Source organism: Sharpea porci (assembly GCF_009695655.1).
Classification (GTDB): domain Bacteria; phylum Bacillota_I; class Bacilli_A; order Erysipelotrichales; family Coprobacillaceae; genus Sharpea; species Sharpea porci.
Genome location: NZ_VUNM01000008.1, coordinates 15323 through 40292, shown reverse-complemented (window position 1 = coordinate 40292; position 24970 = coordinate 15323). Strand labels below are relative to the sequence as shown.

General features: G+C 34.5%; 30 protein-coding genes and 1 pseudogene. 6 read left to right on the top strand and 25 right to left on the bottom strand.

Annotation, left to right across the window (positions count from 1 at the left end; all coding sequences use genetic code 11):
- Window positions 1-227: 227 nt before the first annotated feature.
- The 4 genes from FYJ79_RS05240 to FYJ79_RS05225 form a co-directional block, all read right to left on the bottom strand.
- Complete coding sequence (locus FYJ79_RS05240) at window positions 228-962, bottom strand: carboxymuconolactone decarboxylase family protein (protein ID WP_154515165.1); 735 nt, start codon at window positions 960-962, stop codon at window positions 228-230.
- A gap of 19 nt (window positions 963-981) precedes the next feature.
- Complete coding sequence (locus tag FYJ79_RS05235) at window positions 982-2145, bottom strand: iron-containing alcohol dehydrogenase (RefSeq protein ID WP_154515163.1); 1164 nt, start codon at window positions 2143-2145, stop codon at window positions 982-984.
- A gap of 79 nt (window positions 2146-2224) precedes the next feature.
- Window positions 2225-2818 carry a histidine phosphatase family protein gene (locus FYJ79_RS05230; RefSeq protein WP_154515161.1) on the bottom strand — a complete coding sequence of 198 codons (594 nt, stop codon included), beginning with the start codon at window positions 2816-2818 and terminating at the stop codon, window positions 2225-2227.
- 42 nt (window positions 2819-2860) lie between these two features.
- Complete coding sequence (locus tag FYJ79_RS05225; RefSeq protein ID WP_154515159.1) at window positions 2861-3454, bottom strand: histidine phosphatase family protein; 594 nt, start codon at window positions 3452-3454, stop codon at window positions 2861-2863.
- A gap of 80 nt (window positions 3455-3534) precedes the next feature.
- Between FYJ79_RS05225 and FYJ79_RS05220 the strand changes: the two genes are divergently transcribed.
- Window positions 3535-3930: a MerR family transcriptional regulator gene (locus tag FYJ79_RS05220; RefSeq protein WP_154515157.1), complete on the top strand. Its 396-nt coding sequence runs from the start codon at window positions 3535-3537 to the stop codon at window positions 3928-3930.
- 252 nt (window positions 3931-4182) lie between these two features.
- Here FYJ79_RS05220 and FYJ79_RS05215 read toward each other — a convergent pair whose 3' ends face one another.
- The 5 genes from FYJ79_RS05215 to FYJ79_RS05195 all read right to left on the bottom strand — a co-directional run bounded on the left by FYJ79_RS05215 (window position 4183) and on the right by FYJ79_RS05195 (window position 7417).
- A complete protein-coding gene (locus tag FYJ79_RS05215) occupies window positions 4183-4377 on the bottom strand; it encodes a FeoB-associated Cys-rich membrane protein (RefSeq protein WP_154515155.1) in 195 nt (64 codons plus the stop codon).
- Between the two features lie 117 nt (window positions 4378-4494).
- Window positions 4495-4848: a heavy-metal-associated domain-containing protein gene (locus tag FYJ79_RS05210; RefSeq protein ID WP_154515153.1), complete on the bottom strand. Its 354-nt coding sequence runs from the start codon at window positions 4846-4848 to the stop codon at window positions 4495-4497.
- Between the two features lie 15 nt (window positions 4849-4863).
- Window positions 4864-6960, bottom strand: coding sequence for a ferrous iron transport protein B (feoB, locus tag FYJ79_RS05205; RefSeq protein WP_154515151.1), 2097 nt, complete (start codon window positions 6958-6960; stop codon window positions 4864-4866).
- 12 nt (window positions 6961-6972) lie between these two features.
- Entirely contained in the window at window positions 6973-7191 is a 219-nt protein-coding gene (locus tag FYJ79_RS05200) for a FeoA family protein (RefSeq protein ID WP_154515149.1), read from the bottom strand.
- A 13-nt stretch (window positions 7192-7204) separates the two neighbouring features.
- Entirely contained in the window at window positions 7205-7417 is a 213-nt protein-coding gene (locus FYJ79_RS05195) for a FeoA family protein (protein ID WP_154515147.1), read from the bottom strand.
- A 158-nt stretch (window positions 7418-7575) separates the two neighbouring features.
- Here FYJ79_RS05195 and FYJ79_RS05190 point away from each other — a divergent pair, with 158 nt between their 5' ends.
- Window positions 7576-7950 carry a metal-dependent transcriptional regulator gene (locus FYJ79_RS05190; protein WP_154515145.1) on the top strand — a complete coding sequence of 125 codons (375 nt, stop codon included), beginning with the start codon at window positions 7576-7578 and terminating at the stop codon, window positions 7948-7950.
- A gap of 197 nt (window positions 7951-8147) precedes the next feature.
- On the opposite strand, the pseudogene tnpA reads toward FYJ79_RS05190, so the two are convergent.
- From tnpA to FYJ79_RS05170, 4 genes and pseudogenes are all read right to left on the bottom strand, one after another.
- Window positions 8148-8537: pseudogene (gene tnpA / locus FYJ79_RS05185) on the bottom strand (IS200/IS605 family transposase); the annotation flags it as partial.
- A 189-nt stretch (window positions 8538-8726) separates the two neighbouring features.
- A complete protein-coding gene (locus FYJ79_RS05180; RefSeq protein ID WP_154515143.1) occupies window positions 8727-9191 on the bottom strand; it encodes a COG2426 family protein in 465 nt (154 codons plus the stop codon).
- Window positions 9192-9242: 51 nt separating this feature from the next.
- Window positions 9243-9734 carry a DNA-deoxyinosine glycosylase gene (locus FYJ79_RS05175; RefSeq protein WP_154515141.1) on the bottom strand — a complete coding sequence of 164 codons (492 nt, stop codon included), beginning with the start codon at window positions 9732-9734 and terminating at the stop codon, window positions 9243-9245.
- The gene (locus FYJ79_RS05170) at window positions 9734-10504 is read right to left on the bottom strand and encodes an SDR family NAD(P)-dependent oxidoreductase (RefSeq protein WP_154515234.1); all 771 of its coding nucleotides are present in this window, start codon (window positions 10502-10504) and stop codon (window positions 9734-9736) included. The genes FYJ79_RS05175 and FYJ79_RS05170 overlap by 1 nt, the downstream gene beginning before the upstream one ends.
- A 99-nt stretch (window positions 10505-10603) precedes the next feature.
- On the opposite strand from FYJ79_RS05170, the gene FYJ79_RS05165 reads away from it, so the two are divergent.
- Complete coding sequence (locus tag FYJ79_RS05165) at window positions 10604-10864, top strand: DUF1294 domain-containing protein (RefSeq protein ID WP_154515139.1); 261 nt, start codon at window positions 10604-10606, stop codon at window positions 10862-10864.
- A gap of 51 nt (window positions 10865-10915) precedes the next feature.
- On the opposite strand, the gene FYJ79_RS05160 is transcribed toward FYJ79_RS05165, so the two are convergent.
- The 10 genes from FYJ79_RS05160 to FYJ79_RS05115 form a co-directional block, all read right to left on the bottom strand.
- On the bottom strand, window positions 10916-12100 hold the full coding sequence (locus FYJ79_RS05160; RefSeq protein WP_154515137.1) for a CapA family protein: 1185 nt from the start codon (window positions 12098-12100) through the stop codon (window positions 10916-10918).
- A 5-nt stretch (window positions 12101-12105) separates the two neighbouring features.
- Window positions 12106-12537 (bottom strand): RDD family protein, encoded by a 432-nt coding sequence (locus tag FYJ79_RS05155; protein WP_195837022.1) that lies wholly within the window; start codon window positions 12535-12537, stop codon window positions 12106-12108.
- 87 nt (window positions 12538-12624) lie between these two features.
- Complete coding sequence (locus FYJ79_RS05150; RefSeq protein WP_154515133.1) at window positions 12625-13395, bottom strand: ChbG/HpnK family deacetylase; 771 nt, start codon at window positions 13393-13395, stop codon at window positions 12625-12627.
- 303 nt (window positions 13396-13698) lie between these two features.
- The gene (locus FYJ79_RS05145; protein WP_154515131.1) at window positions 13699-14163 is read right to left on the bottom strand and encodes a DUF5684 domain-containing protein; all 465 of its coding nucleotides are present in this window, start codon (window positions 14161-14163) and stop codon (window positions 13699-13701) included.
- 316 nt (window positions 14164-14479) lie between these two features.
- On the bottom strand, window positions 14480-14908 hold the full coding sequence (locus FYJ79_RS05140; protein ID WP_154515129.1) for an RDD family protein: 429 nt from the start codon (window positions 14906-14908) through the stop codon (window positions 14480-14482).
- Between the two features lies 1 nt (window position 14909).
- Entirely contained in the window at window positions 14910-15707 is a 798-nt protein-coding gene (locus FYJ79_RS05135) for a MurR/RpiR family transcriptional regulator (protein WP_154515127.1), read from the bottom strand.
- A gap of 18 nt (window positions 15708-15725) precedes the next feature.
- A complete protein-coding gene (locus tag FYJ79_RS05130) occupies window positions 15726-17234 on the bottom strand; it encodes a PTS transporter subunit EIIC (protein WP_154515125.1) in 1509 nt (502 codons plus the stop codon).
- 112 nt (window positions 17235-17346) lie between these two features.
- Window positions 17347-18018, bottom strand: a complete 672-nt coding sequence (locus FYJ79_RS05125) for an N-acetylmannosamine-6-phosphate 2-epimerase (protein ID WP_154515123.1) — start codon at window positions 18016-18018, stop codon at window positions 17347-17349.
- A gap of 367 nt (window positions 18019-18385) precedes the next feature.
- Window positions 18386-18676 carry a hypothetical protein gene (locus tag FYJ79_RS05120; RefSeq protein WP_154515121.1) on the bottom strand — a complete coding sequence of 97 codons (291 nt, stop codon included), beginning with the start codon at window positions 18674-18676 and terminating at the stop codon, window positions 18386-18388.
- 20 nt (window positions 18677-18696) lie between these two features.
- Entirely contained in the window at window positions 18697-19380 is a 684-nt protein-coding gene (locus FYJ79_RS05115; RefSeq protein WP_154515119.1) for a hypothetical protein, read from the bottom strand.
- Between the two features lie 499 nt (window positions 19381-19879).
- On the opposite strand from FYJ79_RS05115, the gene FYJ79_RS05110 reads away from it, so the two are divergent.
- The 3 genes from FYJ79_RS05110 to FYJ79_RS05100 all read left to right on the top strand — a co-directional run bounded on the left by FYJ79_RS05110 (window position 19880) and on the right by FYJ79_RS05100 (window position 23774).
- A complete protein-coding gene (locus FYJ79_RS05110) occupies window positions 19880-22369 on the top strand; it encodes a DEAD/DEAH box helicase (RefSeq protein WP_154515118.1) in 2490 nt (829 codons plus the stop codon).
- Window position 22370: 1 nt separating this feature from the next.
- Entirely contained in the window at window positions 22371-22949 is a 579-nt protein-coding gene (locus tag FYJ79_RS05105; RefSeq protein WP_154515116.1) for a class I SAM-dependent methyltransferase, read from the top strand.
- Between the two features lie 72 nt (window positions 22950-23021).
- Window positions 23022-23774: a nuclease-related domain-containing protein gene (locus tag FYJ79_RS05100; RefSeq protein WP_154515232.1), complete on the top strand. Its 753-nt coding sequence runs from the start codon at window positions 23022-23024 to the stop codon at window positions 23772-23774.
- 28 nt (window positions 23775-23802) lie between these two features.
- On the opposite strand, the gene FYJ79_RS05095 is transcribed toward FYJ79_RS05100, so the two are convergent.
- Together FYJ79_RS05095 and FYJ79_RS05090 are read right to left on the bottom strand one after the other, a co-directional pair.
- The gene (locus FYJ79_RS05095; RefSeq protein ID WP_154515114.1) at window positions 23803-24273 is read right to left on the bottom strand and encodes a flavin reductase; all 471 of its coding nucleotides are present in this window, start codon (window positions 24271-24273) and stop codon (window positions 23803-23805) included.
- A 12-nt stretch (window positions 24274-24285) separates the two neighbouring features.
- Window positions 24286-24870, bottom strand: coding sequence for a TetR/AcrR family transcriptional regulator (locus FYJ79_RS05090; protein WP_154515112.1), 585 nt, complete (start codon window positions 24868-24870; stop codon window positions 24286-24288).
- Window positions 24871-24970: the final 100 nt, after the last annotated feature.

The window sequence follows — 24970 nt, the reverse complement described above, 5'->3', positions numbered from 1 at the left end:
AAACATAAATACCATATGTTTCTAAGAAATATAATATATGAAAGCGTATTCTTTTTCAACGTAAATATCTTTCATTTTAAAAAAATATATGAAATATTTTTACACAAGCTACTTACGTTATGAAATGTTTTGCCGTGTGTACTTACTTACTTTTTAAAATATATCCTCTATTCCAACAAAAAAGTGATTCCACCAAATCTTAGAATCACTTTCATATAATTTATTTGTTATTTCACTTCTTCAAGCCATTCTGTTGAAGTTTCCTCACCTGGTACTTCAATCGCTAAGTGAGAGAACCAGCTATCATCAGCAGCACCATGCCAATGTTTCACATCAACAGGAATATTGATACAATCTCCTGGCTGCATCAACACTGGATCCTTGCCCCATTCCTGATAATAACCTTTTCCACCAACACAGATCAAAATCTGACCACCACCACTTTTCGCATGATGAACATGCCAGTTGTTTTTACAACCTGGTTCAAATGTAACATTATGAATGCCAACTTGTGATGAGGAAACAGGTGCTAAGTAGCTATTACCTGAGAAGTATTTCGCATAAGGATTAGGATCCCCAATAGGGAACATGAGAGTAGCTTGATATTGTTCTAAGGCACTCATGTTTTCATCTACCTCTTCCTTCCAGACTTCCTTAGCCTGATTGAAGACTGCCCAAGCTTTAGGCCAACCTACATAGAAGGCTACATGTGTGATCACAGCTGCGATTTCTTTCTTTGTCACACCATGTGCTTTCGCATTTTGTAGATGATATGTCAAAGAAGAATCCGTTATCCCTGATGACATTAATGCAACAACAGTAATAATACAACGTGTTTTAAGATCAATATCATCATTATTCCAGTTTTCACCAAACAATATATCATCATTAAAATGTGCAAATTCAGGAGCAAATTCTCCTAAGCTTTTTCTGCCCGCTGTCTGTACAATTTTTTCAGCCATAACAATCATCCTTCTTTCTTTATAATGAAGCTTTAAAGATATCAGCAATATCTTTTTCTGTTAATGGAGCCCAAGCTTCTTCTAAGCCTTCATTAATAGCTACATGATGAGCCATTTCATCAATACGACTCTCATCAATACCAACATCCTTTAAATGCATTGGAATATTGATTGATTCAAAGAATTTATATGTTTCATCAATAGCCTTATTCGCTATATCAAAGGCATCAAGTGAAGCATCAATACCAAATACATTCACACCATATTTCACAAAACGATCAACCGTCTTTTCATTTAAAATATGTTTCATCCATCTTGGGGTAATAATCGCAAGACCCTCACCATGAGTAATATCATAATAAGCAGAAAGAGCATGTTCCATACCATGGCATGGCCATCCAGATTCACTGTTACCTAGGGCATAAATACCATTACAGCCATAAGTACAATCAAGCATCATTTCTGCTCTTGCTTTGTAGTCTTCTGGATTTTCAAGACATTTCTTAGCATTGATCATCAGGCTCTTGAGAGCACCTTCCATGAAAGCATCATTGAGTAATGTTGAGTCTTCACAGAAATATTGTTCCATAATATGATTCATAGCATCAGCACAGCCTGCTGCTGTTTGTTTCTTAGAGACTGTGAATGTATATGTTGGATCTAGGAAAGAAACGGCTGGATAGAGTAATGGATCGACATAGCCAATCTTGTCATTAGTCTCTGTTCTTGAAATAACACCACCACAGTCATATTCACTACCTGTTGCGGCAAGAGTAATGATATCCACAATAGGGAGTGCTGCCTGAGCTTTGACCTTATATGAGATCAAATCCCATGGATCACCATCATATTTAGCACCAGCAGCAATGGCCTTTGAACAATCCAGAACACTACCGCCACCAACTGATAAAATGACATCAACATCATTTTCCTTACAAAGCTTGACACCTTCTAGTACACTTGGATCATATTTAGGATTAGGCTGAATGCCTGCTAATTCAACAATCTCAAAATCACTTAAAAGATCTTTGACTTTGTCATAAAGACCAAGCTTCTTAATACTGCCTCCACCATATGTCAAAAGAATCTTATGACCATATGATTTCATCACTTCAGGAAGCTTCTCTACAACACCTTCTCCAAAGATTAATCTTGTAGGTGTACAATAATCAAAATTCTGCATATCCAATCTCCTCTCATTTCTTTATCTAATTAATCTTACACTTTTATTCTAGAACCTAAAGTTGGCTTTAGGTCAAGAACTATTTTATTTCTAATTCACTTAAATCTGGTTCAATAATGTCAACACATGAAAAGATACCGTCTTCATATTCAAACTTAAATATTGTACAGTTCTTTATACCACGACGATAATGCATCATATTATATTCTTCAAAGGCTCTTACAAAATTTGCACAGGCACCACCATGTGACACGGCAAACACAACTTGATGATCTTCTTTGTCCATGACTTCTGTCAATGTCTTAACCATGCGCTCTTGAAGCTGTTGTTGGTTTTCTCCACCATAATAGACAAAGAAGTCACCATAAGGGAGTTTAGGATTTAAGAATTCATCCATCGCTTCAAATCGTCCAAAATTCCATTCCTTGAGTCCCTTTAGTCTTGTATAAGGATATTTGTTTTTGGTGACAATTTCGAGCGTATCACAGGCACGTTCACTTGTACTTGCATAACAATGATCAAAAGTAATATTGTTGTCTTCGAAATAACGGGAGGCGATTTCAGCCTGCTTGATGCCTAGTTCTGTTAGTGGTGAATCACACCACCCCTGGATCTTATGTTCCACATTGAATAATGTCTGACCATGACGCATTAAATATAATGTTTTCTTCATTGATTTCACCTTCTTCTACTCATCTCTATATATAACATCATATTAATGTTTTTCTAGTTCATTAAAATCAGGTTCAATCATATCAACACATGAAAAGATGCCATCTTCGTATTCAAACTTGAATATTGTACAGTTCTTAATACCCATATGATTATGTACAACATTATAATCTTCAAAAGCATCCACAAAGACATAACATGAACCCCCATGAGAAAGAGCCAATACACTTTCATGATCATCTTTCTCCATGATTTCTGTTAATGTCTTAACCATACGTTCTTGGACTTGTTTTGGTCCTTCTCCACCATAATAGACAAAGAAGTCATCATAAGGTGCTTGTGGATTTAAGAATTCATCCATCGCTTCAAATCGTCCAAAATTCCATTCCTTGAGTCCCTTAAGTCTTGTATAAGGATATTTGTTTTTGGTGACAATTTCGAGCGTATCACATGCACGTTCACTTGTACTTGCATAACAATGATCAAAAGTAATATTGTTGTCTTCGAAATAACGGGAGGCGATTTCAGCCTGCTTGATGCCTAGTTCTGTGAGTGGTGAATCACACCATCCCTGGATCTTATGTTCCACATTGAATAACGTCTGACCATGACGCATTAAATATAATGTTTTCTTCATTTACTTCACCTTGACTTTCTTTTACAATAAAATTGTACATTCCGGTAGTAACTACCGGTCAAGAGAAAAGGAGAAAAAATATGTATTCGATGAGAGAAGCTTGTGAACAATGTCATTTGTCCTATGAAACACTGAAATATTATTGTAATGTTGGTCTTGTGCCCAATGTGAGTAGGGATGAACATAATTATCGTGTCTTTGATGATGATGATATTACCTGGATTAATAGTCTTACTTGTTTGAAGAAATGCGGGATGTCTTTAAAGGAAATTAAGGCTTATATTGCTTTATGTTTAGAAGGAGAAAGTACTATTCCTGAACGTCAAGTCATGCTTTCAAATAAGCGTGATGCCCTTCTTCTCAAACAGCAAGAAATTCAAGCCTCTATTGATTTCATTGATTATAAACAACAACTCTATGATGATATATTGAATAAAAAAAGACCCTATCATAGCAGTCTCATTAAGAAACAATAATGTACCACAAAATACAACTGTGGAATCAGGTTCATACCGATCCCACAGTCTTTTTACGTTTATTATGAATATTTTATGAGGTTGTATCGCTGCCCCATAATATGTGGTTGATTGTTTCGCATATATAGGTTTAGCCCTTTTACATATAAAAAGACAACAGCCTAGCCTTAGTTAAACTGTTGTCCTGACCTAAATCGACACAAATATTTGTATTGATGTCTTTTATCGAATGAATATTGTTGTGACTGATCTTTATGGATTTGTGCTTTTGATGGGATGGTCTTTCTTGAACTCTTTATAAAGATCCTTATTACACATAGCTGATGAGGCACAGCCAGAACAGCTTGCACCACAAGAGCTTGCACCATTCTTCTTACCCATAACTTGTCTTACAATCACCCATAAACTATAAGCAATAATGATACCTAAAATAATAAATGTCCACATGCTATCCCTTCTTTCTTTACCTATACAAGAGTATCCCATGGAAAGGTTTGAAATATGTGTATGTGTGTGTGTAAATCATGAGGTACTCTTGTATAGGGACCTCCTAGGAGGTCCGTTTTATTTTAATTGACAGCTATATCCTGCTTGATGAATAGCTGATGTGATTGTATTGATATGTGGTTCTTGTTTTGTGAAGACTGTGACTTCTTTTTTTGAGAGATTGATGGAAGCCATTGTATCCTTTTGTTTATTTAAAGCATTACTGATTTTTATAGCACAGTTGGCACAATGCATATCTTGTACAGTAAATGATGTTGTATAAGGATAATGCTTCTTATCGGGATCTTCTGGTTTGATCTTTTCAATATGATCACCTGTTGAACAACAACCTTCCTTAGATGTCATCAACATATGTTTAATCCCAAAGATAAAGAATATACCAATAATAACTGCAATAATGAGTGTTGCCATAATGATGCCTTCTTTCTATGCATTCACAAGTTCACCAACTGGTTCTCTATAGCCAGGGCGAACAACCATATATATGATACCTAATACTAAACCAATTGCCACTATTTGTCCAATACCAAGACTTGCGCCATAGAATAAGAAACTACCTAACTGATATGTAATGAATGATAACACATAACCTAAGACAAGCTGATAGCTGATGGCGAAGATTGCCCAGAAACGAGAACCCATTTCACGCCAGATTGTACCCATAGCTGCAATACATGGTGGATTGAAGAGGTTTAAAATCATATAGGAGAAGGCACCCATTGTTGTAAAGAGAGTTGCGACACCTGCTTTACCAGCTAATACAACAACTGTTGAAGCAGCAAGTTCTTTGGCTGATAAGGCGATTAGTACGGATACGCCACCTTCCCAGTTACCAAAGCCAAGAGGAGCAAAGATAGGAGCAATGAATTCACCAATATAACGCAATATAGATTTAGAAACGGCTGCGCTTTCTGGATCAATATATTGTAATGTTGGTGTATAACTCATTAAGAACCATGTTATAACTGATACGGCAAAGATAATTGTTCCCGCTTTGACAATAAAGTGCTTACCTCTTTCAAGAACACGCATTAATACTGTCTTAGCCTGTGGTAAGTGATAAGCAGGTAATTCCATAACGAATGGTGCACTTTCTCCGGCAAAGAAACGTGTCTTCTTTAAAGCAATACCTGATAATACAATAACTGCTAAAGATAAGAAATACATGCTAGTAGCAATCCATGCTGAGCCATGGAAGAAGACAGAAGAAATCATCGCAATAATTTCTGTCTTAGCTGCACAAGGTATAAATGTACAAAGCATAATGGTCATTCTACGGTCTGCTTCATCCTCAATTGTACGTGCGGCCATAATACCTGGAACACCACAACCTGAACCAATAAGAATAGGAATAAATGATTTACCTGAAAGACCAAACTTTCTAAACAGTCTATCCATAATAAAGGCAATACGTGCCATATAACCAGTATCTTCTAAGATGGATAAGAAGACAAAGATCAAGAGAATCTGTGGAACGAAGCCAAGTACAGTACCTACTCCACCAACAACACCATCAATTAATAAATGCTGCATCCAGTCAGCTACACCTAATGTACTACATAACGCTGTTAATGCATTTGGAACAATTTCACCAAAGAGAACATCATTTGTCCAGTCCGTCATCCATGTACCAACTGTTGTTACTGAGATGTAGTACATAATAAAGATAATAATCGCAAAGATAGGTAAAGCTAAATAGCGATTTGTGACAATACTGTCAATCTTGTCTGACAAACTCTTTGTTTGTTTCTTAGAAGCAACAACACATTGTCTTGTAAGATTTGTAATATATTCATAGCGTGCTGATGTAATAATAGATTCAGCATCATCGTCTTCTTCATCTTCAATCTTATTAATAATAGGTTCAACAACAGTCTTTAAATCGGGATTAAGATTGTTGTCTTGAATAATTTTATTGTCACGTTCAAAGAGCTTAATCGCAAACCAGCGTTTCATATCACCATCAAGCTTACCTTCAATTTCTTGAATGGCTTTGAGTAAATCGCCAGAGAAGATTTCCGGACGCTTGCCCACTTCATGAGCTTTCGCAAGACGAATGGCTTCTTTAGCTGCTTCTTTTGTGCCTTTGCCTTTTAAGGCTGAAATTGTCATGACTTTACAGCCAAGTTCTTTTTCAAGCTTCTTTGTATCGATGGTCACGCCTGTCTTTTCTAAGACATCAACCATGTTGATTGCAATAAGGGTTGGTAAACCTAATTCTAGTAACTGGGTTGTGAGATAGAGATTACGTTCGATATTTGTACCATCGACAATATTGATGATAGCATCTGGTTGTTCATGGACAAGATATTGTCGAGAAACAACTTCTTCTAGTGTATAAGGTGAAAGAGAATAGATGCCTGGTAAGTCCTGAATTGTGACATCAGGATGGCCTTTAAGCTTACCGTCCTTCTTTTCAACTGTAACACCTGGCCAGTTACCAGTATATTGTGATGAACCTGTTAAATCATTAAAGAGCGTTGTCTTACCACTATTTGGATTGCCTGCTAAACCAATAATCATCTTTTTTGCCCCCTACTCTACATCAATAAGCTCTGCATCCGCTTTACGAATAGAAAGCTCATAGCCTCTTACTGTTAATTCTATCGGATCACCTAAAGGTGCAACTTTTCTGACAAAAACTTCGACACCTTTAACTAATCCCATATCCATAATGCGTCTCTTCGTGGCACCTGTACCATTTAATTTCTTAATTGTCACACTGCTACCAATTGGTACTTCTCTTAAAGTCATCTTCTACATCCCCCTAAATAAAGATACGTTTCGCTAATGTACTATCAATCGCTATGCGGCTATCATGAACTTGAACAATGAGATTATCCCCCATACGATTGACAATAGTCACTTCGTTGTTCACAACAAAGCCTAATTCTGCGAGATGAACCTTGACTTCATCCCTGCCACTTATACGCTTTATTTGCCCTTTTTCGCCTACTTTAGCCATTGTGAGTGGAAACATATGTATGCCCTCTTTCTAATTAGTCTTTACTAACTACTGTTAGTTTAGTATAACTTACTAGGCCTGTCAAGCCTAAAGTTAGTAAAAACTAATTCGATAGTGCACAATGTTTGACCTGCCTAACTTATTATTGATAAAATAAGAGTGAGGTGAAGACAATGAGTGAATCAACAGAAATGTATCTAGAAACAATATTAATACTCAAAGAACGTAATGGTTATGTACGCAGTATTGATTTAGCTCATGAAATGCATTATTCCAAGCCAACCATCTCCCAACAAATGAAACGACTCAAAGAGAAAGGCTTGGTTGAAATAGATGAAAAGGGACATATCTCTTTATCCCCTAGTGGCTTAAGTGTTGGTAGAATGATTTATGAAAGACATCAATTACTCACAACAATACTTCTTCATATTGGTGTAGCTGAAGATATTGCCCGTAAAGATGCCTGTCGTCTTGAACACTATATTTCCCAAGAGACAGTAACAGCTTTTAAAACATATTTTCATGATATTATCGAAACGGATCAGTAAGGCTGATTCGTTTTTATGTTATAATCAAAACCACGCCTAAAAGGCGTGGTTTGAACTGCGGCTATAAGCCTGTAATACCTGCTCGCGTCTAAAGGCGCTTGCTTTCCCTCAAAAGGATTCTTTTTTACTTTTTTCACTACTTTGTTTTCTTGTCTCTTATTTTTCCTTTTTCTCTTCTTTTCTCTTCGTGCGTTTGAAAATGGATCCCCATAGTCCTTGACACTCAGCTTATCCACCATTTGGTCATGCATCTCCTGCTCTCGGATGTATTTTTCCACAGTTGCTATATTCAGTCCTACTGTCGACACATAGAATCCTTTAGGCCAAAAATTTTTTCCAAACTTGTACTTCAAATTTGCATGTCTGTCCAACATCATCAACGCTGACTTCCCCTTCAGGTAGCTTACGCTCAGCTTTAAAGGAATCTCGAGAAGAAGATGCACGTGGTCCGGCATGAGATGTCCTTCTACTATTTCCACTCCCTTTTACCTTCAGAGTTCCTTTATGATTTCCTTTAGGTCTTTTCGATATTGACCATATATTTCTTTTCGTCTATACTTTTGTATGCGATAGTGAATTGGCTTTATGAGCCATGAGACATCACCGTTCCTTTCTTTTTGCGGTAACTTGAACACTTACCATTATAGAAGGAACGGTGATGTTTTTGTGTACTTTTCTTGTCATCCACCTGCATAGCAGGTTGTTTATTATTTCGCACACTCAACCGTCTAAAGACTAGCTTCTATTACAAAAAGAAAAAGGCCACAAATGTGACCTTAAACCAAACTAAATCCAATTGCACTTGCCACCATCATAATAATACCTGCAAGCAATACACCAAGCATGACAGCCGCAACTGTTTCCTTGAAGTCCATATCAAGAATACTTGCCGCAAGTGTACCAGTCCAGGCACCTGTACCAGGTAGTGGAATACCTACAAATAACATCAGTGCGACAAAAGTCCCTCTACCGGCTTTCTCAGTCAGCTTCTTTCCGCCCTTCTCACCCTTTTCAAGACAGAACGTAAAGAACTTTCCAACAACAGGCTTATCCTTTCCCCATTCAAGTAATCTTCTTGCAAATAAATAAATGAAAGGAACAGGAAGCATATTTCCTAATATACATATAATATAAGATGTAACCATTGGTAGACCTAATCCCTGTGATACAGGAATAGCTCCACGTAGTTCAACAATGGGAACCATTGAAATAAAAAAGATCCATAAGTATTTCGCAATCATTATTTTTTCTCCTTACATCATATTACTATCATATAGGAAATTATGGTGATTTCAAGCCTGTTTTAATGCATTCGTATAGAGTTCAATAAGTTTTTCTAGAGAGTAGGATGCATTAGCTGATGATGTGGAGGGTAAAGTGATAGGGGTAATATGTGTTTTGTCTTCGAGATATTTCTTGTAATACTTTTCACTTGTCTTACCATTACAGATGATGGTATGGATATGGGTATGATTGATGAGTTGTGGTATGTCGTTGGGAATAACATCTTTAATAGATGCATCACTGCTGCCTTTAATGATGCAGCTATGAATACTATCCCACAAAGCGATATGGTGTTTGAGAAGAACTTCTTCTTTTTCTTTATTTGTGGATAAGTCTTCATGATAGATAGCACTGATGACTTTCCAGAACCTGTTTTGTTTGTTGGCATAATAAAAATGTTCTTCTCGTGACTTTACTGACGGTAGACTGCCCAATATCAATATTTCACATTCTTCATCAACAATGGGTGCTAATGGATGAACAACACGCTCTTCTTTCATTATCGTCTCCCATTCATAAATCCGACACTTTTTCTTATCACAGCTCTTGGCATCACTCTAACAGCTAAATTCAATAACTGTCCTGATATATTATTAAATACAACGATCCTATTCTTCATTAAGCCTTCTATGCCTTTGTAAGCAACATGATCAGCAGTATCAGGTTTGAAAATTTTCATAATAGGTGAAGCTGTCACATTGGCTCTTTGCCAGAAGTTGGTTTGTGTAGGTCCAGGACATAGACATGTACAAGTCACACCTGTACCTTTGAGTTCTTCTGCCATTGCTTCACTAAAAGAGAGCACATAAGCCTTTGAAGCATAATAGACATTCATATAGGGACCTGGACACAAGCCGGCGACTGAAGCGACATTAAGGATTTTCCCTTTTCCTCTTTCTACCATGAGATTGCCAAAGCGATATGTCATTTCTGTCAGGGCGAGAATATTGACTTTGATCATATCTCTATTCTTACGATAATCACTCTCTAGAAACTTCCCATAATCCCCAAAGCCTGCATTATTCATAAGGATTTCTATTGGATAATCTTTCAACATTTCATATAATTCCTCAACCGCATGCTTCTTACTCAAATCCTTCACAACACTTAATACTTCAATATCACAAAAAGACAACTCATCTTCCAATTCTCTCAACGCATCCTTATTTCTACCAATAAGAATAAGATCATAACCCTTTTTCGCAAACAATCTTGCGCTTGCCTGACCAATCCCACTAGATGCACCTGTAATTAATACGGCATGTTTCATACGATCACCACTTTCTTTCACCTCCATTATACCAACAACAATCCCTATTAGACAAATAAACAGTATTTCGTTAGAATAATGACAACAGGAGTAAAGACAATGCAACCAATATTGATTTATTACATCATTATTAATATCATCACTTATATCTTATTTGGCATAGATAAACTTAAAGCTAAAACACATCAATGGCGTATTCCTGAAGCAACACTTCTCTTTTTTTGTATCATTGGTGGTGCTTTTGGAGGATTTGCAGGCATGTTTTCTTTTCATCACAAGATCAGAAAAAACAAATTCCGTTACCCTGTTCCATTACTCATGATTATCCAGCTTATTCTTATCTATCGTTATATACACTAAGAATTCTCTTAGTGTATTTTGTTTTAAAAAAGAGAATCCATCAGGATCCTCTTATTCCACAACTGGTATTTCTGTAATCACTTGTTTTGTATGTGCTAGACAGCGTTCTTTAGAAACTACCATATTCTTATAACCAGTAAGTCCACAACTATTTGAAAGTTCTGGTGTAAACTGACTTGCCTTATAGACACGGACATCACTAAAACCATCAATAGTATTAGCTGTTTTTGTATGAGCTTGATAGTAATTAATGAGTGGTATCCACTTTGTATTCTCAATAGATTTCTTGCCATCTTTCATGACAAAATCACAGCCAAACATTCCTTCATACATACTCTTTTCTTCTTTCTGTCCTGAGACAAAATTTCCTAATGAATAAAGTACTAGTGTTTTATGACCTTCCGTATTGGTATACCAATGAGCTGGCTGAATCGTATGTGGATGTGTACCTACAACTAGGTCTACACCTAAGTTCGTCATCAATTTGGCATAGTTTTCTTGCATTGTATTAATATTGTCTTGATATTCATCACCCCAGTGTGCGCTGACTACAACAAAATCAGCCTGGCTTTTTGCCTGATTGACTTGGTTAGTAATTTTAGTCTGATCAAAGAGAGAAACATGCGAGCTATCTGTAGAATTATTTAAGCCATAGGTATAGCTTAAAAAAGCAATCTTGATGCCATTACGTTCAATGACGGGGATTGTATTAGCATCCTGTGGATTCTCATAGAGGCCTAAAAGCTTCATATTTGAATTCTTAAAGAGCTGTATCATATGTTGGATACTTGCAACTCCCGTATCCATGGCATGATTACTTGCCCCATTTACAACATCAAAACCAGTATCTTTTAAAGCATCAAAGACAGCATCAGGTGAATTGAAAGATGGATAGCCAGATTGACCTCCACCAATAATTGTCTCCTGGTTCACAAAGCTTATATCTGCATTTTGAATATCACTTTTGACATTTTGATAAATAGGTTTGAAATCATATTGCCCATCACCAACACTACCAGCTGCTAAGTCAGCTGTATCCATGACTTTATCATGAATAATATTATCACCAACAGCAACAAAACTCACTTTCTTGCCTGTATCTTTCTTTGTCATCTTTGTCTTATTTGTATATCTGGTATTATTGATAGTTGGTTTATGGGATGTATTCATACCAATGATTAATATGATGATGAATATAATTGGTATGATGAATATTTTATAGTATTTCTTTTTCATTTATTCTATTTCTTTGAAAGATCAATGACTTCTGTCTTAAGCAAGGCATCATGTGGTAATGGTACATTGTAGTCTTTAACTACAATGACATTATTGATTAAGAAATAAACTGCAGAAAGAACAAGGAAGAGTGGGCCAAAGAGAAATTTCAACACACATTCTCTTAAAAAGATTTGCATGATTGTTCTTTTAGAATCATCTTTGTTGATGACTTTGATTTTAAAGATCACTTGACCAACAGTTTGTCCCTGCTTATAAGGTACATAACAAGTTAAAAATACAATGGATAAAAGCGCACAAATTAACATGATATTTCCTTTACCAACATCACCATCTGCTACATAACCTCTTGCTCCTAGATAAAATAATCCCATAACAGCAATATCAATAACGAAATCAATAAGTGCTGATAACCATTTTCTTATTGCAAACTTCATATTCATCCTCCCATAATAATTTGATAATAACATCAATTTTACCATTTGTCCCCTACTTTTAGAAAGAGAACACATTCTAGCATTTATTTAGAGATTTGCTTGTTTATAATTAATAAGTTCAATATCTTCCTTGTTGAGCCATTCGCGTGTCTTGATATCTGTAAGCATAGTGACTTCTTTAGTACGATTTATAGTCAATGAAGAGTGCGTAAGAATATAGTCGTCTAGATAGCCAGGATGGAAGATAGCAACATTGGGCATTTCTTCACTTAAGTGATGAAGTATTCCATCTTGTAAGCATGATAATGGATCATATTCCTTGGCAAATGCTCCAAATGGTAAAGTATGTATTGGCTTTCCTCTGAATGTACCTTCCTCTACCATTGGATTGATGTCATTAAATGGCAAATGATATTTATTTGCGACAATAGCTAAAGCCTTCACAAGATGATCACTTATTACAGCATGTGCTTCAAAGTAATCTGGGTCTTGTCCTGTTAATTCTTTAAAGCGTAGATATTGTGCTTCAATCTCAATTACAGCTTCATCTAACTCAATAATATCCCTGCCTTCTTTATAAGCCTCTCTAAAGGCTTTAGAAGAATGGAAATAACCATTCTCATCAAGCAATGAGGGAATGAGGTCAGGATTCGCACATGGTTTACCTAAACAGATGTTTGTATGTTGTCCTAAAGCTATATGTGTACCTTCTAACAACTTTAGGCCATGTTCTGCTACTGGCATATTGGGCATCAGGCCAACAGATGAAACAAGTCCATCTTTGACTGTCTTCTCAATACCATAGTTAACAGCTTCACTATATCCTAGGTCATCTGCTCTTATGATTAATTGTCTCATGATTTACCTCCATATTTTATTAAACTCGCATTCTTCTACAATTATACTACTCTTTATAATATGTAGTAATCATGAAAAGCAGTCATTAGCAACCAACAATAAACATAATAATTGATATCCTTTGGTTCATTATAAGATTGATATCAAAAGATTCCTGAAATGATAGTTCTACGAAAAGATTGTTGTTGTGAATTGGGGAATTTAAAATAAGTGTTGTTTTTCATGAGCACTTTATTTTCTCTATATAAAAACAACCAGAATTTCTCTGATTGTTTTTTCATATTTGTTTTCTACTTAATAGTATTACATCTTAGGATGATAAGTCCAGTCATGAGTAAATCCTGCTACCATACACATAATAGGCGCAAAAAGCAAGAATAAGAAGCCAATACCAATCCCCTGGCCAAATCTCTTAGCCATCTTGAAGCAACCCATAATCTGTAGAACAGCTGCAATAATACCAAGAATGACCATTAAGACTACACTGACTGCCATTGTGTTTTCATTGTTGGAAGCACTCTCTACAACCACAAAGATAATCCCCAAAATAGTGCCCACTGATCCAATTAATGACCACACTACATTATAGCCAGCCATTCTCAACCAGTCATAAATATTCAGTATAGGTATAAGAGAATGCCAACCTGGTATCCCCGCTTTCTTATACATCTTCCATACACCAATAATTTGGATAATCCCTATTGCCATTGCGAATAGCCACATAAATGAAAGCACACCATATACAGCTGTCAAATCAGCATCATTCATAAATACATTCCCCCTTTCCTATATTTTATAATAAACAACATGTTAAATCTATTAAACAATCAACATCATGAAAGAGCTACTGACGATCATATTTCAATACTAAGCTTCTAATAATCAATAGTACAAAACACATATACTTCACATCCAAATACATACTATAGTTTATTTTTTATAACAACTATAGTATGTATTCGCTACATCAAAAAGCATAAATATGATGTAAAGATATCTTATTGGAAATGAGTTGGTATATAAAAAGCACTATCTCGTGACCCTTACCTGTTGTAAGAGGTCACTTGATAGTGCTAAGTCATAGTTATGAAGCCATATTTAATACTTTTGTTTTTAAAAGTGTATCGTAGGGCATTTCTACATTTATGTCTTTAAGTAAGAAGACGTTATTGATGATGAAATAGACTATAGAAAAGAGAAGAAATACTGGTCCTAAAGCAAATTTAAGAACACATTCTCTTAGAAAATTCTGTAAATATGTTCTCTTTGTATTATTCTTGTTTACAACTTTCACTTTCATCAATCTTTGACCAATGGTTTGTCCTTGTACTGTTGGAATATAACAAGTGAAGAAGAGAATACTAATTAATGCTGATATCAACATAAGTTCTCCCTTCCAACTTGTACCTTCTAGAAAGAATACGTTAGCGCAAAAATAGAATAAACTTACGACTCCGCCAGTAATAACATAATCTATCAAAGCTGAAAGCCATCTTTTGAATGCGAATTTCATATTATTTCCCCTTCAGTATTTCTACTGTTTCTTTCTGTAGCTTTAATGTGTTTTGATTCTCGTTGAGATAGGAATTATAAAGTAAATCAATAAATACCAAAACAGGAAACTGTGGTGAAATGATATTACCAGTATCTAGATTTTCCAAAACAGGAATACATACAAGTTCATCAACATATTCTTTTTTCTCAGTATTTCCTGTAATCAATACCGTTCTAGCTTTACGCTCATGAGCATGTTTAAGCGCAAATACAATTTCATCCGACGTACCAGAGATACTGATCCCAATAACAAGATTTCGTTGTGTCATGAGTAATGATTGAATTTTCATCAAGTCGCCTTCACTACAAGACTCCATTAATACACCTAATCTTGTAAAACGTCTTTTCATTTCTTCGCCTGCTAACCCGGAGCTTGCGATGCCAATAACATGTATATGATCATAAGCTTTGAAATATTGAATAAGACGTTTGATTTGATCGATATCGATAATTGTATTAAATCGATTCAGTATTTGTTCATAGACATTGATTACTGAAGAGGATGAATAATCTTTATCTTGTGGGGTTGTAAAAATACGTGAGTATTCATAAACAAATTCACGGTATCCTCTAAATCCTATTTTCTGGGCAAACCTAGACAAGGATGCCTCACTCACAAAGATTTTTCTTTTCATATTCCTTATTGAAAAATCATCCATCTTCTTATTCTTTAAGAAATAATCAGCTATGATTTTCTCTGTCTCTGTGAAATCATCATATTGATCAACAAGTTTTGATATTATCGAATTAATATACATTTACTTTACTTACCTTATTTAATCATCCATTCCTAATAAATCTAGAATAACTGTTTTATAGAGTATTGCTTTTGCACCAAAGATAGCTTGAATACCATTATCTACTTCAAGGACACCAATAGCACCTAAAGTTTTAAATTTATCTTTTTGTACTTTTTTAGAATCTTTTACGCCTACACGTAATCTTGTTGCACAAGCATCTACATCTTCAATATTATCAGCACCACCTAAATATTCAATAATCTTCACAGCATTTTCTTCGAGTTCTGTATTTTTGTTTTCTTTTGGTGTTGGTTCATTGACTACAATATCATCTCCACCTCTACCTGGAGTTGCAATATTGAATTTAGCAATCGCAAATCTAAAAGTAAAATAATATAAGCAAGCCCAAGCAGCACCTACTGGTAAAACTAATAACCAGTTTGTCTTAGCATTACCTTGCATAATACCAAACAAGAAGAAATCAATGAAACCACCTGAGAACGTATTACCAATACGAATTTTTAATAAATCTGCTACTAAGAATGAAAGACCATCATAGAATGAATGAACAACATATAATACAGGTGATACAAATAAGAACATATATTCAAGAGGTTCAGTAATACCAGTAATAAATGATGTTAATGCAACACCAAGGAATAAGCCTGCATATTTCTTTCTCTTTGACTTATCAACTGAATGATACATAGCAAGAGCTGCAGCAGGTAGACCAAACATCATTGTAGCAAAACGTCCAGCAAAGTATTTAGTTCCTGATGTAAATAAACCAGTATGATGTGGATCTGCTAACTGGGCAAAGAAGATTTTCTGTGCACCAACTACTTCTTTACCAGCAACCTTTTCAACACCACCTAATTCTGTATACCAGAACATTGGATAAATCATATGATGCAAACCAACAGCCCCACACAATCTCATTAAGAAACCATAGAAGAAAGTACCAATGACACCAGCAGATGAAATAGCATGTCCAGCTGCCAATAATAATTGCTGAATTGGTGGCCAAACAATATAGAATGCAGCACCTACAAAAATAGCACAAACAACAGTAATAATAGGAACAAAACGAGATCCACCAAAGAATCCTAAGACATCAGGTAATTGAATATCATGGTATTTATTATGGAGATTAACGGCAATTAATCCCATTACAAGAGCACCAATGACACCAGTATCAATAGCATTTCCTTTAGGATTAGCAATCGCAAGAATAGCTGATGTAGTGCCAGTCATAACAAGATAACCTACAACACCCGCAAGAGCAGCTACACCTTTATCTTTCTTAGCTAAACCAATACATAAGCCAACGCATAGAAGTAGTGACAAGTTAGAAAAGACAATACTACCAGCTGCATTCATAACTTTGAATATTGTTTGTAGCCAACCAATATTTAAAAAAGGATAAGCAGCAATTGTAGCACTACTACTAAAGGCACCACCAATACCTAGCAGCAAACCAGCAGCAGGTAACATGGCAATAGGTAACATGAAAGCTTTACCAATTTGTTGTAACTTTTTGAACATATTTTTTTCCTCCCTCTTTACATGTTCATTTATTTGTCTAAATATGCTATTTCTTAAACCACTAGTACACTATTCAAATTTCATTCCCCTTTGAAACTGCATATTTATTCACTTAATCTTGAATTTCTTTCACAAATCTTTCAGTAATTTCTTTTGGTCTTGTGATTGCACCGCCTACTACTGCAGCATAGGCATGACATTCTTTTAAGACCTTTTTCAGTTCATTTGGATAATGTATCTTTCCTTCAGCAATAACGGGTACATCTAATTCATCTACACATTTCTTAATAAGATCATAGTTAGGGCCATCAATATTCGCTGAATATGGTGTATAACCACATAGTGTTGTTGAAACAATATCAAACCCTATTTTTTCAGCTTCAAGACATTCTTCAAAAGTCGAACAATCAGCCATCGCAAGTCTATTATTCGCATGAATATAAGCCACAAGATCTTTTACTTTTTCTCCATGAGGACGTTTACGGCAAGTTGCATCTAGGGCAATAATTTCACTTCTCGTTTCTAATAATTCATCTATTTCTTTCTTTGTTGGAGTGATGTAGATATCTGAATCATCATAATTTCTTTTGACAATACCAATAATAGGCAAATCGACAGTCTTTTGAATTTCTAAAATATCCTCTTTAGATTGTGCTCTTATTCCTGCTGCACCTCCTTCTAAAGCAGCCAAGGCCATTCTCGACATGATAAAGCTTGAATGCAAAGGTTCATCAGGTAATGCTTGGCAGGATACAATAAGTTTTCCCTTTAATTCTTCTAACATTTTCTCTTCGATATATTCCGTGTTGCTTAGAAAGCAACCACAATACCTTCCTCCTCATTTTAGACTTAAGACTTATGTACACTTATCTTATAGTTCAATAATAATCGATCTCTATATCACATCAATAAGCAAAGTATATTTAGAATATATTTTCAGTTTTAATATGAAAGCGCTTGTAAATAGTGCGTTTTTTCTGAAACTATTTTCAGTCAAATGAAAATATCCATAGCAACAAGAGTTACTATGGATAATAAATTCATGTTTTAGTCTCATTTCTACTTCTTTCATAAGAATAATCGTTAATACAGAATATAGTCATCACACTAACCGAAGACACAATCTCTTCTTTAACAACCATAATTCATGATTATTCTTTCTTTTCAAAATAATCTCTTAGAAAGTATCTCTTCTTTCGATAAACAATAAAGAAATTAATTTCATATTCATTTTCACCAACACAATCATATGTATAATCCAGTTTATGTAAATGAACATCCCTATCTTCTATCTCATAACCATCATATTTCTCAATAACAACTACTTTATTTTTGTCTATAGTCATGATATATAACTTCTTTTCATCATTTATTGGTATGATTGCTTTGGGTCTTAAATACTTTCCCTCGTAGATTTCAAACCATTTACGTCTTGTAATCATTTTTCTTCATCTCCCCCATATTATTTCAACATATCACTCATGCCAATACTCTCAACAAACGCCTTAATATGATCCCTTATATGGTAAAAGCGATCATCAATAAATATGTAATCATCAACACTTTTAGTATTACTATAGGCAAACATGACTTGCGAACACGAATGACGATTTACACCATGCTCATAGAGTTCATCTTCCGAATAATCAAAAAGAACATCAATATCCGGATAACAACTATGAATAAGATTTGCCCTTTCCCTCCATATTCCATGATGTGCTCCTATTATATTTCCATTATCGTCATAACTATAGTTATCCACATCATAGATCGTCGCATGTAAGATTTCATGAATCAATATCCCTAAACACACATTTTCATCTACAGTATTTTCCAATAAATAACGATTAATAAATATGTATTGAGGATATTTAATCACATGATTTTGAAAATATTCACTTTCAAAATGACAATATGCATAAATGGATGTTCTATTCCTTGTATATTCTTGATCACCAATAAAAAACGGTAAATTTTCTAAATCCAATGGTTCCTTTGTATAAATACCTTCAGGAGTAAGGCATTCTTCAATAATGTCATATGCTTTTACTAAAAGGCTTCTAATATCATGCATTTCTGGATAAATTTCCCTTAATGGTTGATTAATTTTAAAAATAGGTGTTGTTCTTGCATAATCACTTAACATAATTTTTTCCTCCTAAGTAAAAAGCGACCAGAATATATCTGATCGCCTTTTTACGTGTTCTTTCTTCTTTTGTTGTCTATATTATAACACTATTGTCATAAAAATGCAAATAGTCATGAATTTCAACAACAAACAACCTATCATCATCTCCACTCCATATTGTTTCACCAGTGAAACACAACTAACTCTAATTAGAAATACATACTATAGTTTGTATATTAACATAAACTATAGTATGTGTTAACAACATATAATCACATCTAATGTCTATAATCATTCTCATCAGTTTTTACAAAAATTCCAATTCAAGCTCAAATACAAACCATCGTTTTAATTTAATTCACTTACAAATAACATCTAATACATTCTATGTTTCATTATCGACAGATTGATAATTGTACCAATCAGATAATAAGGTTTAATATGCATTTCCTAACTGGACGGTGTTTTCTTCTTACCTCATTCACAGTATGATAGAATAAGTTCATAGGAGTAGTGTATGGATAAGGAAAGATTAAGGGCTTTAAAACTTCATGAAGTAGAAGATTATAGATATGATGATGGTCATCATTCTTATGTTTATGAACATGATCATGTTTGTGTAATTATTGATGATAATCTTTGTGAGAAGATTGGTGATCATATATTTGATTATTCTAAGTATTGTGAGATGCAGAATAAATATGTAGATTTATATGATAAGCTTTATCGTTTTAATAAGATCGATGAAAGTGTTTATTCCCAGATAGAAGAATGGCTTAATAAGAAGGTTGATGATATTCAATTAGAAGATAAGGGTAATGCATTTTCTAAAGGGCATGTAGATAACACACCTTTAGAGAAGAAGTTTGAAGATGTGTTTACGGATATTTATGGGAATGATGCTTTAGCTTATTTAAGTAAAGAGGTGCCTGTGTCTCTCAATAATGGTCATACCGGTTCTATTGATTATGTCTTAGAAAGAGATAATGGCAATATTGCGATTGAAGAGAATGGTGTGACTTATCACCATCCTGTGATTATTGGAAATGAACAATATGCAAGACAGTTAGAGAAACAAAATACGCTTACTTTATATCATTATAAAGTTTATCGTTTTTCAGCTGAAAATCTGATATTTAAGAATAGTGTTATTGAGCGTATTAAGCATTACTTTGGCAAGTCTTCCCATTTTAAGCCTACAACCCTCATTAAAGAAAAACGTAAAGTCCATCTCTATGAACACCAAGAAACAATACTTGAGGAACTCAAGGAACATCGTGCTAATGGTGATACGACCGCACTTGTTGTACTACCAACAGGAACAGGCAAATCACAGATTGTCCTAGAAGATCTTAATAATCTAGCAAGTGAAGGAAAGATCCATAAAGTACTGATTATGGTGCCTTCTCAAAGAGTCAAAGAAGACTGGGAAAATAGAGTTCAAGATATCCATTATCCTCTTGATATAACTATTGAATATTATAATAAGACATTTATATCAAGAAATAGCTTACCTAGTGATTATTATGATTATATTTGTTTTGATGAAGCACATCATGCTCAAGCAGTGAATTGTCATAAGACATTGACATATTTTGAGCCAAAGTATCTTATTGGTTTAACTGCTACTGATGAACGTTTAGATATGAAGAAGCTTCAAGAAATATTTGGTGAATATGATAAATATATGTCTTTAGAAGAAGCTGTTAAGAAGAATATCATTACCAACATTCGGTGTTTTAGAGTAGAAAGTAATATTAATCTTAGTGAAGTGAGATATAATGGTAAAGATTATAATTATGCTGATTTGGAAAGAAGTTTGGTTATTGATTCAAGAAATGAATTGATTACCAAAACTATCAAAAAGTACTTTGCGCCTAGAGATAATTTCTATAAACAAGGGATTGTCTTTTGTGTCAATATCCAACATGCCAAGAAGATTGCAGAGATGTTTAATAATGCGGGCTTAACTACAAGAGCTGTCTATGGTGGAAATAAGGACAATGACCAGATCTTTGAAGACTATAAAAACAAGAAAATACAATTTCTCACTTCCTGCCAACAAATCAGTGAAGGCTGGGATTCGCCTCAAACAGAAATCGTTGTAATGGCAAGGCCTACTTTATCCAAAGTCCTTTATCTCCAACAATTAGGGCGTGGTGTTCGTCATTATCCTGGTAAAGAATGTCTGTATGTGATTGATGTAGTGGATAATTATGAAGGAAAACTAACACCCTGGAATTTCAATTCCCTCTTCCATCTCTCTACTTACTCACCATTTATGGGTCTAAAAAAGACAAATAATGACTATTTAAAGATTCTTGGTTTATCTGAGCAGGAAATCGCTATGAAGGAAGTTAATATACAGACATTTGAAGAGAAATACAAAGACTATCTTTCTCTCGAACAGGCAGCTAGAGAACTATATATTGGTACACAAACATTAAGATCATGGGTGAGAAGTCATAAAGAATATTCATCTTTAGCTTTACCGATTGGTAATCGTATCATGCCTTATTTTTCCCCAAGTGATATTGAACATATACGTACAGATAAGCATCTTAAAATACATAATGATGAAACACTCTTACAAGACTTTGAAGACTTTATTGACGAGAATACATTAACCTTCTCATTTAAACTTGTCTTCATGCTGGCGATGTTGAAATTGGCAGATAAAGAAGGTGAAGTACACCTCGATGCACTTGTCGAAGAATATAGACAATTCTATCTCAATCGTATAAATAGACAACTTCCTGTCGATAAAGCGAACTGTGCCTATACTCTAGACTATTTAAATAACGACACAAAGATCAAAAAAAGTCTTCTAGATAACCCATTTGAAAAGTTTGAACGTAAGCGTTTTGTCATGTACTCTAAGGATCTCAATATTGTTGAATTTAATCCTACACTTTGGTCACAGATGGACAGTGCTTATAAAGAGCGCATAAAAAACAAAGAACAACACTTCCTAGAAGACTATTATCAAGATAAAGGTGGTTTATAAAATGAATAAGACCCTTCAATACTATAAAGAACATGCTTTAGAATATAGTAAAAAAACAATAAATACGAATATGACAAAAACATATGAGATGTTTGAAAAATATCTTCAACCTCATGCACATATCCTAGATTTAGGATGTGGTTCAGGTCGTGATACAAAGCATTTTATCAATAACTACAACGTAACAGCCTTAGACCCAGTTAAAGCCTTCCTCAATAATGTTCCCAAGAATGTAAATAAGCTGAATATAGATGCACTTGATATTATTAAACATGAAGAGCTCTATAATAGCTTTGATGCAATCTTTGCTTGCGCATCACTCCTTCATATTCATAAAGACAACTTAAAAGAAGTCTTTCTTGGATGTTTTAAGATTCTAAAGGATGATGGTATTATGTATGTATCTTTTAAATATGGGGATTATGTAGGTATGCGTGATGATCGTTATTATATTGATTTAACAGAAGAATCTATTATGGAATATATTGGTGATTTTCATCTTGTTGAGACAAAGATAACTGGTGATAATCTTCAAAGAGATAATCGTTGGTTGAATTGTATATTAAAGAAATCAATGTGATTCGTTTAAGACTTTATCTAGATTAAGACAACTCCTTGTTATAGTATTGTTGTATGAGGAGTTGTTTTTATTATGGGTATGAGTATTGGTATTATCGTTATCTTCATTTATATCGTAGTATGTATTGAGAGGAGGCGTTCAGCCCCTAAGAGAAAAGGTAAGCATGGGGAAGAAAGAGTTGCCCATATTCTCAGTTCATTAGATCCTGAATATTATATGGTACTCAATAACATTCTTCTTAAATCACCTAATGGTACTACGCAAATTGATCATGTTGTTGTTTCACAATATGGTATTTTTGTGATTGAAGTAAAGAATTATAGTGGATGGATTTATGGATCAGAAAGAGATCATCAATGGACAGAAACTTTTAAGACAACGAAGCATCATTTCATGAATCCCATTCATCAGAACTATGGCCATATCAAGAACTTAGAAGCACTTATAGGAAAAGAAGGAATACCCTTCTATTCCATTATTACCTTTTCAAATAACGCAACACTTAAACTCAATCTCCAACACGAGCATGTCGTCTATTTCTTCAATCTTTTATCTACCATTCAAGCACTCTCTACACAACCTGTTCTTACACATGTCCAGATGCTTCATCTCACACTTGAAATTAAGTCCTATAATATTGATCAAGAAGAGACAAGAAATGAACATATCACAAATATTCAAAATAGGAAAGCTGCAATTAATGGATTACAACCAGGTGATATTTGTCCTAAATGTGGCGGAAGACTTGTGGTGAGAACGGGTAAGCATGGGAAGTTTATTGGCTGCGATCACTACCCACAATGCCATTTCACCAAAAACCTATAAAACCAAAAAAAACCTGGTTTTACCCAGGTCAATCTATAATCTCTAGCACTTCAGCTATATACATATCATGGACATTGCCATCTGGATAATGCTTTTCAACAATATCCTGTGGCATGAGTTTTGTATCCAGTGTTTGTTTATAAAGCTTACGGCATACAAGTGTCTTTTTTGCCTCTTTAAAGCCTACACCTTCACCTTTCTTTTCTAATGTAAAGCCTGAGATTGCTTCTTTGTCTGTATCTCTACCACTCTTTTGTCCATAGACAACCATGTTCTTTTTGTATTTTGGCTCGAAGAATGAAACTGTGAAGATATCATTGTCTTCTAGTAATTCATGTGTATAACGGCTATGACGGACATAGACTGTACAACATGGCTTACTCCACATTGTGCCCAGTGCTCCCCATCCTATCGTCATGGCATTAAAGTGTTCCTTGTCCCCTACACCTAATAATGCCTGATTCACAAAACAATCAAATACATTCATATCAAATTCCATAATAATCTCCTTCTACTTTAATAAATTCATTAAACCTGCTTTTAATATACACCAAACATATTCTTTTGTTTCTTCATTATTAGGTAAATTATTACGAATAATTCTTTTCGCAAAACAACTTGTTACATCAACAACATAATAAATAATAATACGACCCTCTTTATCAGTAATAGATGTAGGGACGGATGTCTTTAATGCCTTCATGATATCTTTAAGTACCGCGTTCTTCTTAAAGGCATCATGATTTGCTTTTACATTTAAGTATTCACAATATTCATAATAGAATAATGTACGATAGTCTTCACTGATCAATAAGTCAATCATCTCTATATACATCTTATGAAAAGCTTCAAGCACATCTCCCTGACGTAGTTTTTCTAAATCTACGTCTTTATGTACATCTATAATCTTTTGATAAAGTACCTCATAACATTGTCTAAGCAGGTTCTCTCTTGTTTCAAAATAGCGATACATTAATGATTCATTGATTCCACATTCATCTGTAATCTGACGCATGGAGAAGGATGCTAAGCCATTTTTCGCAATGAGCTTCATTGTTGTATCCATTATGATGCGTTCAGCTTCTTCTCTTTTCACTCCTTTATACCCTCCTACCAATCAAAACTATAGGTTATTTTAGCACATTTTTAAAGCGCTCTCAAATACTCATATTCATTTTGTATGAAATATATACTTA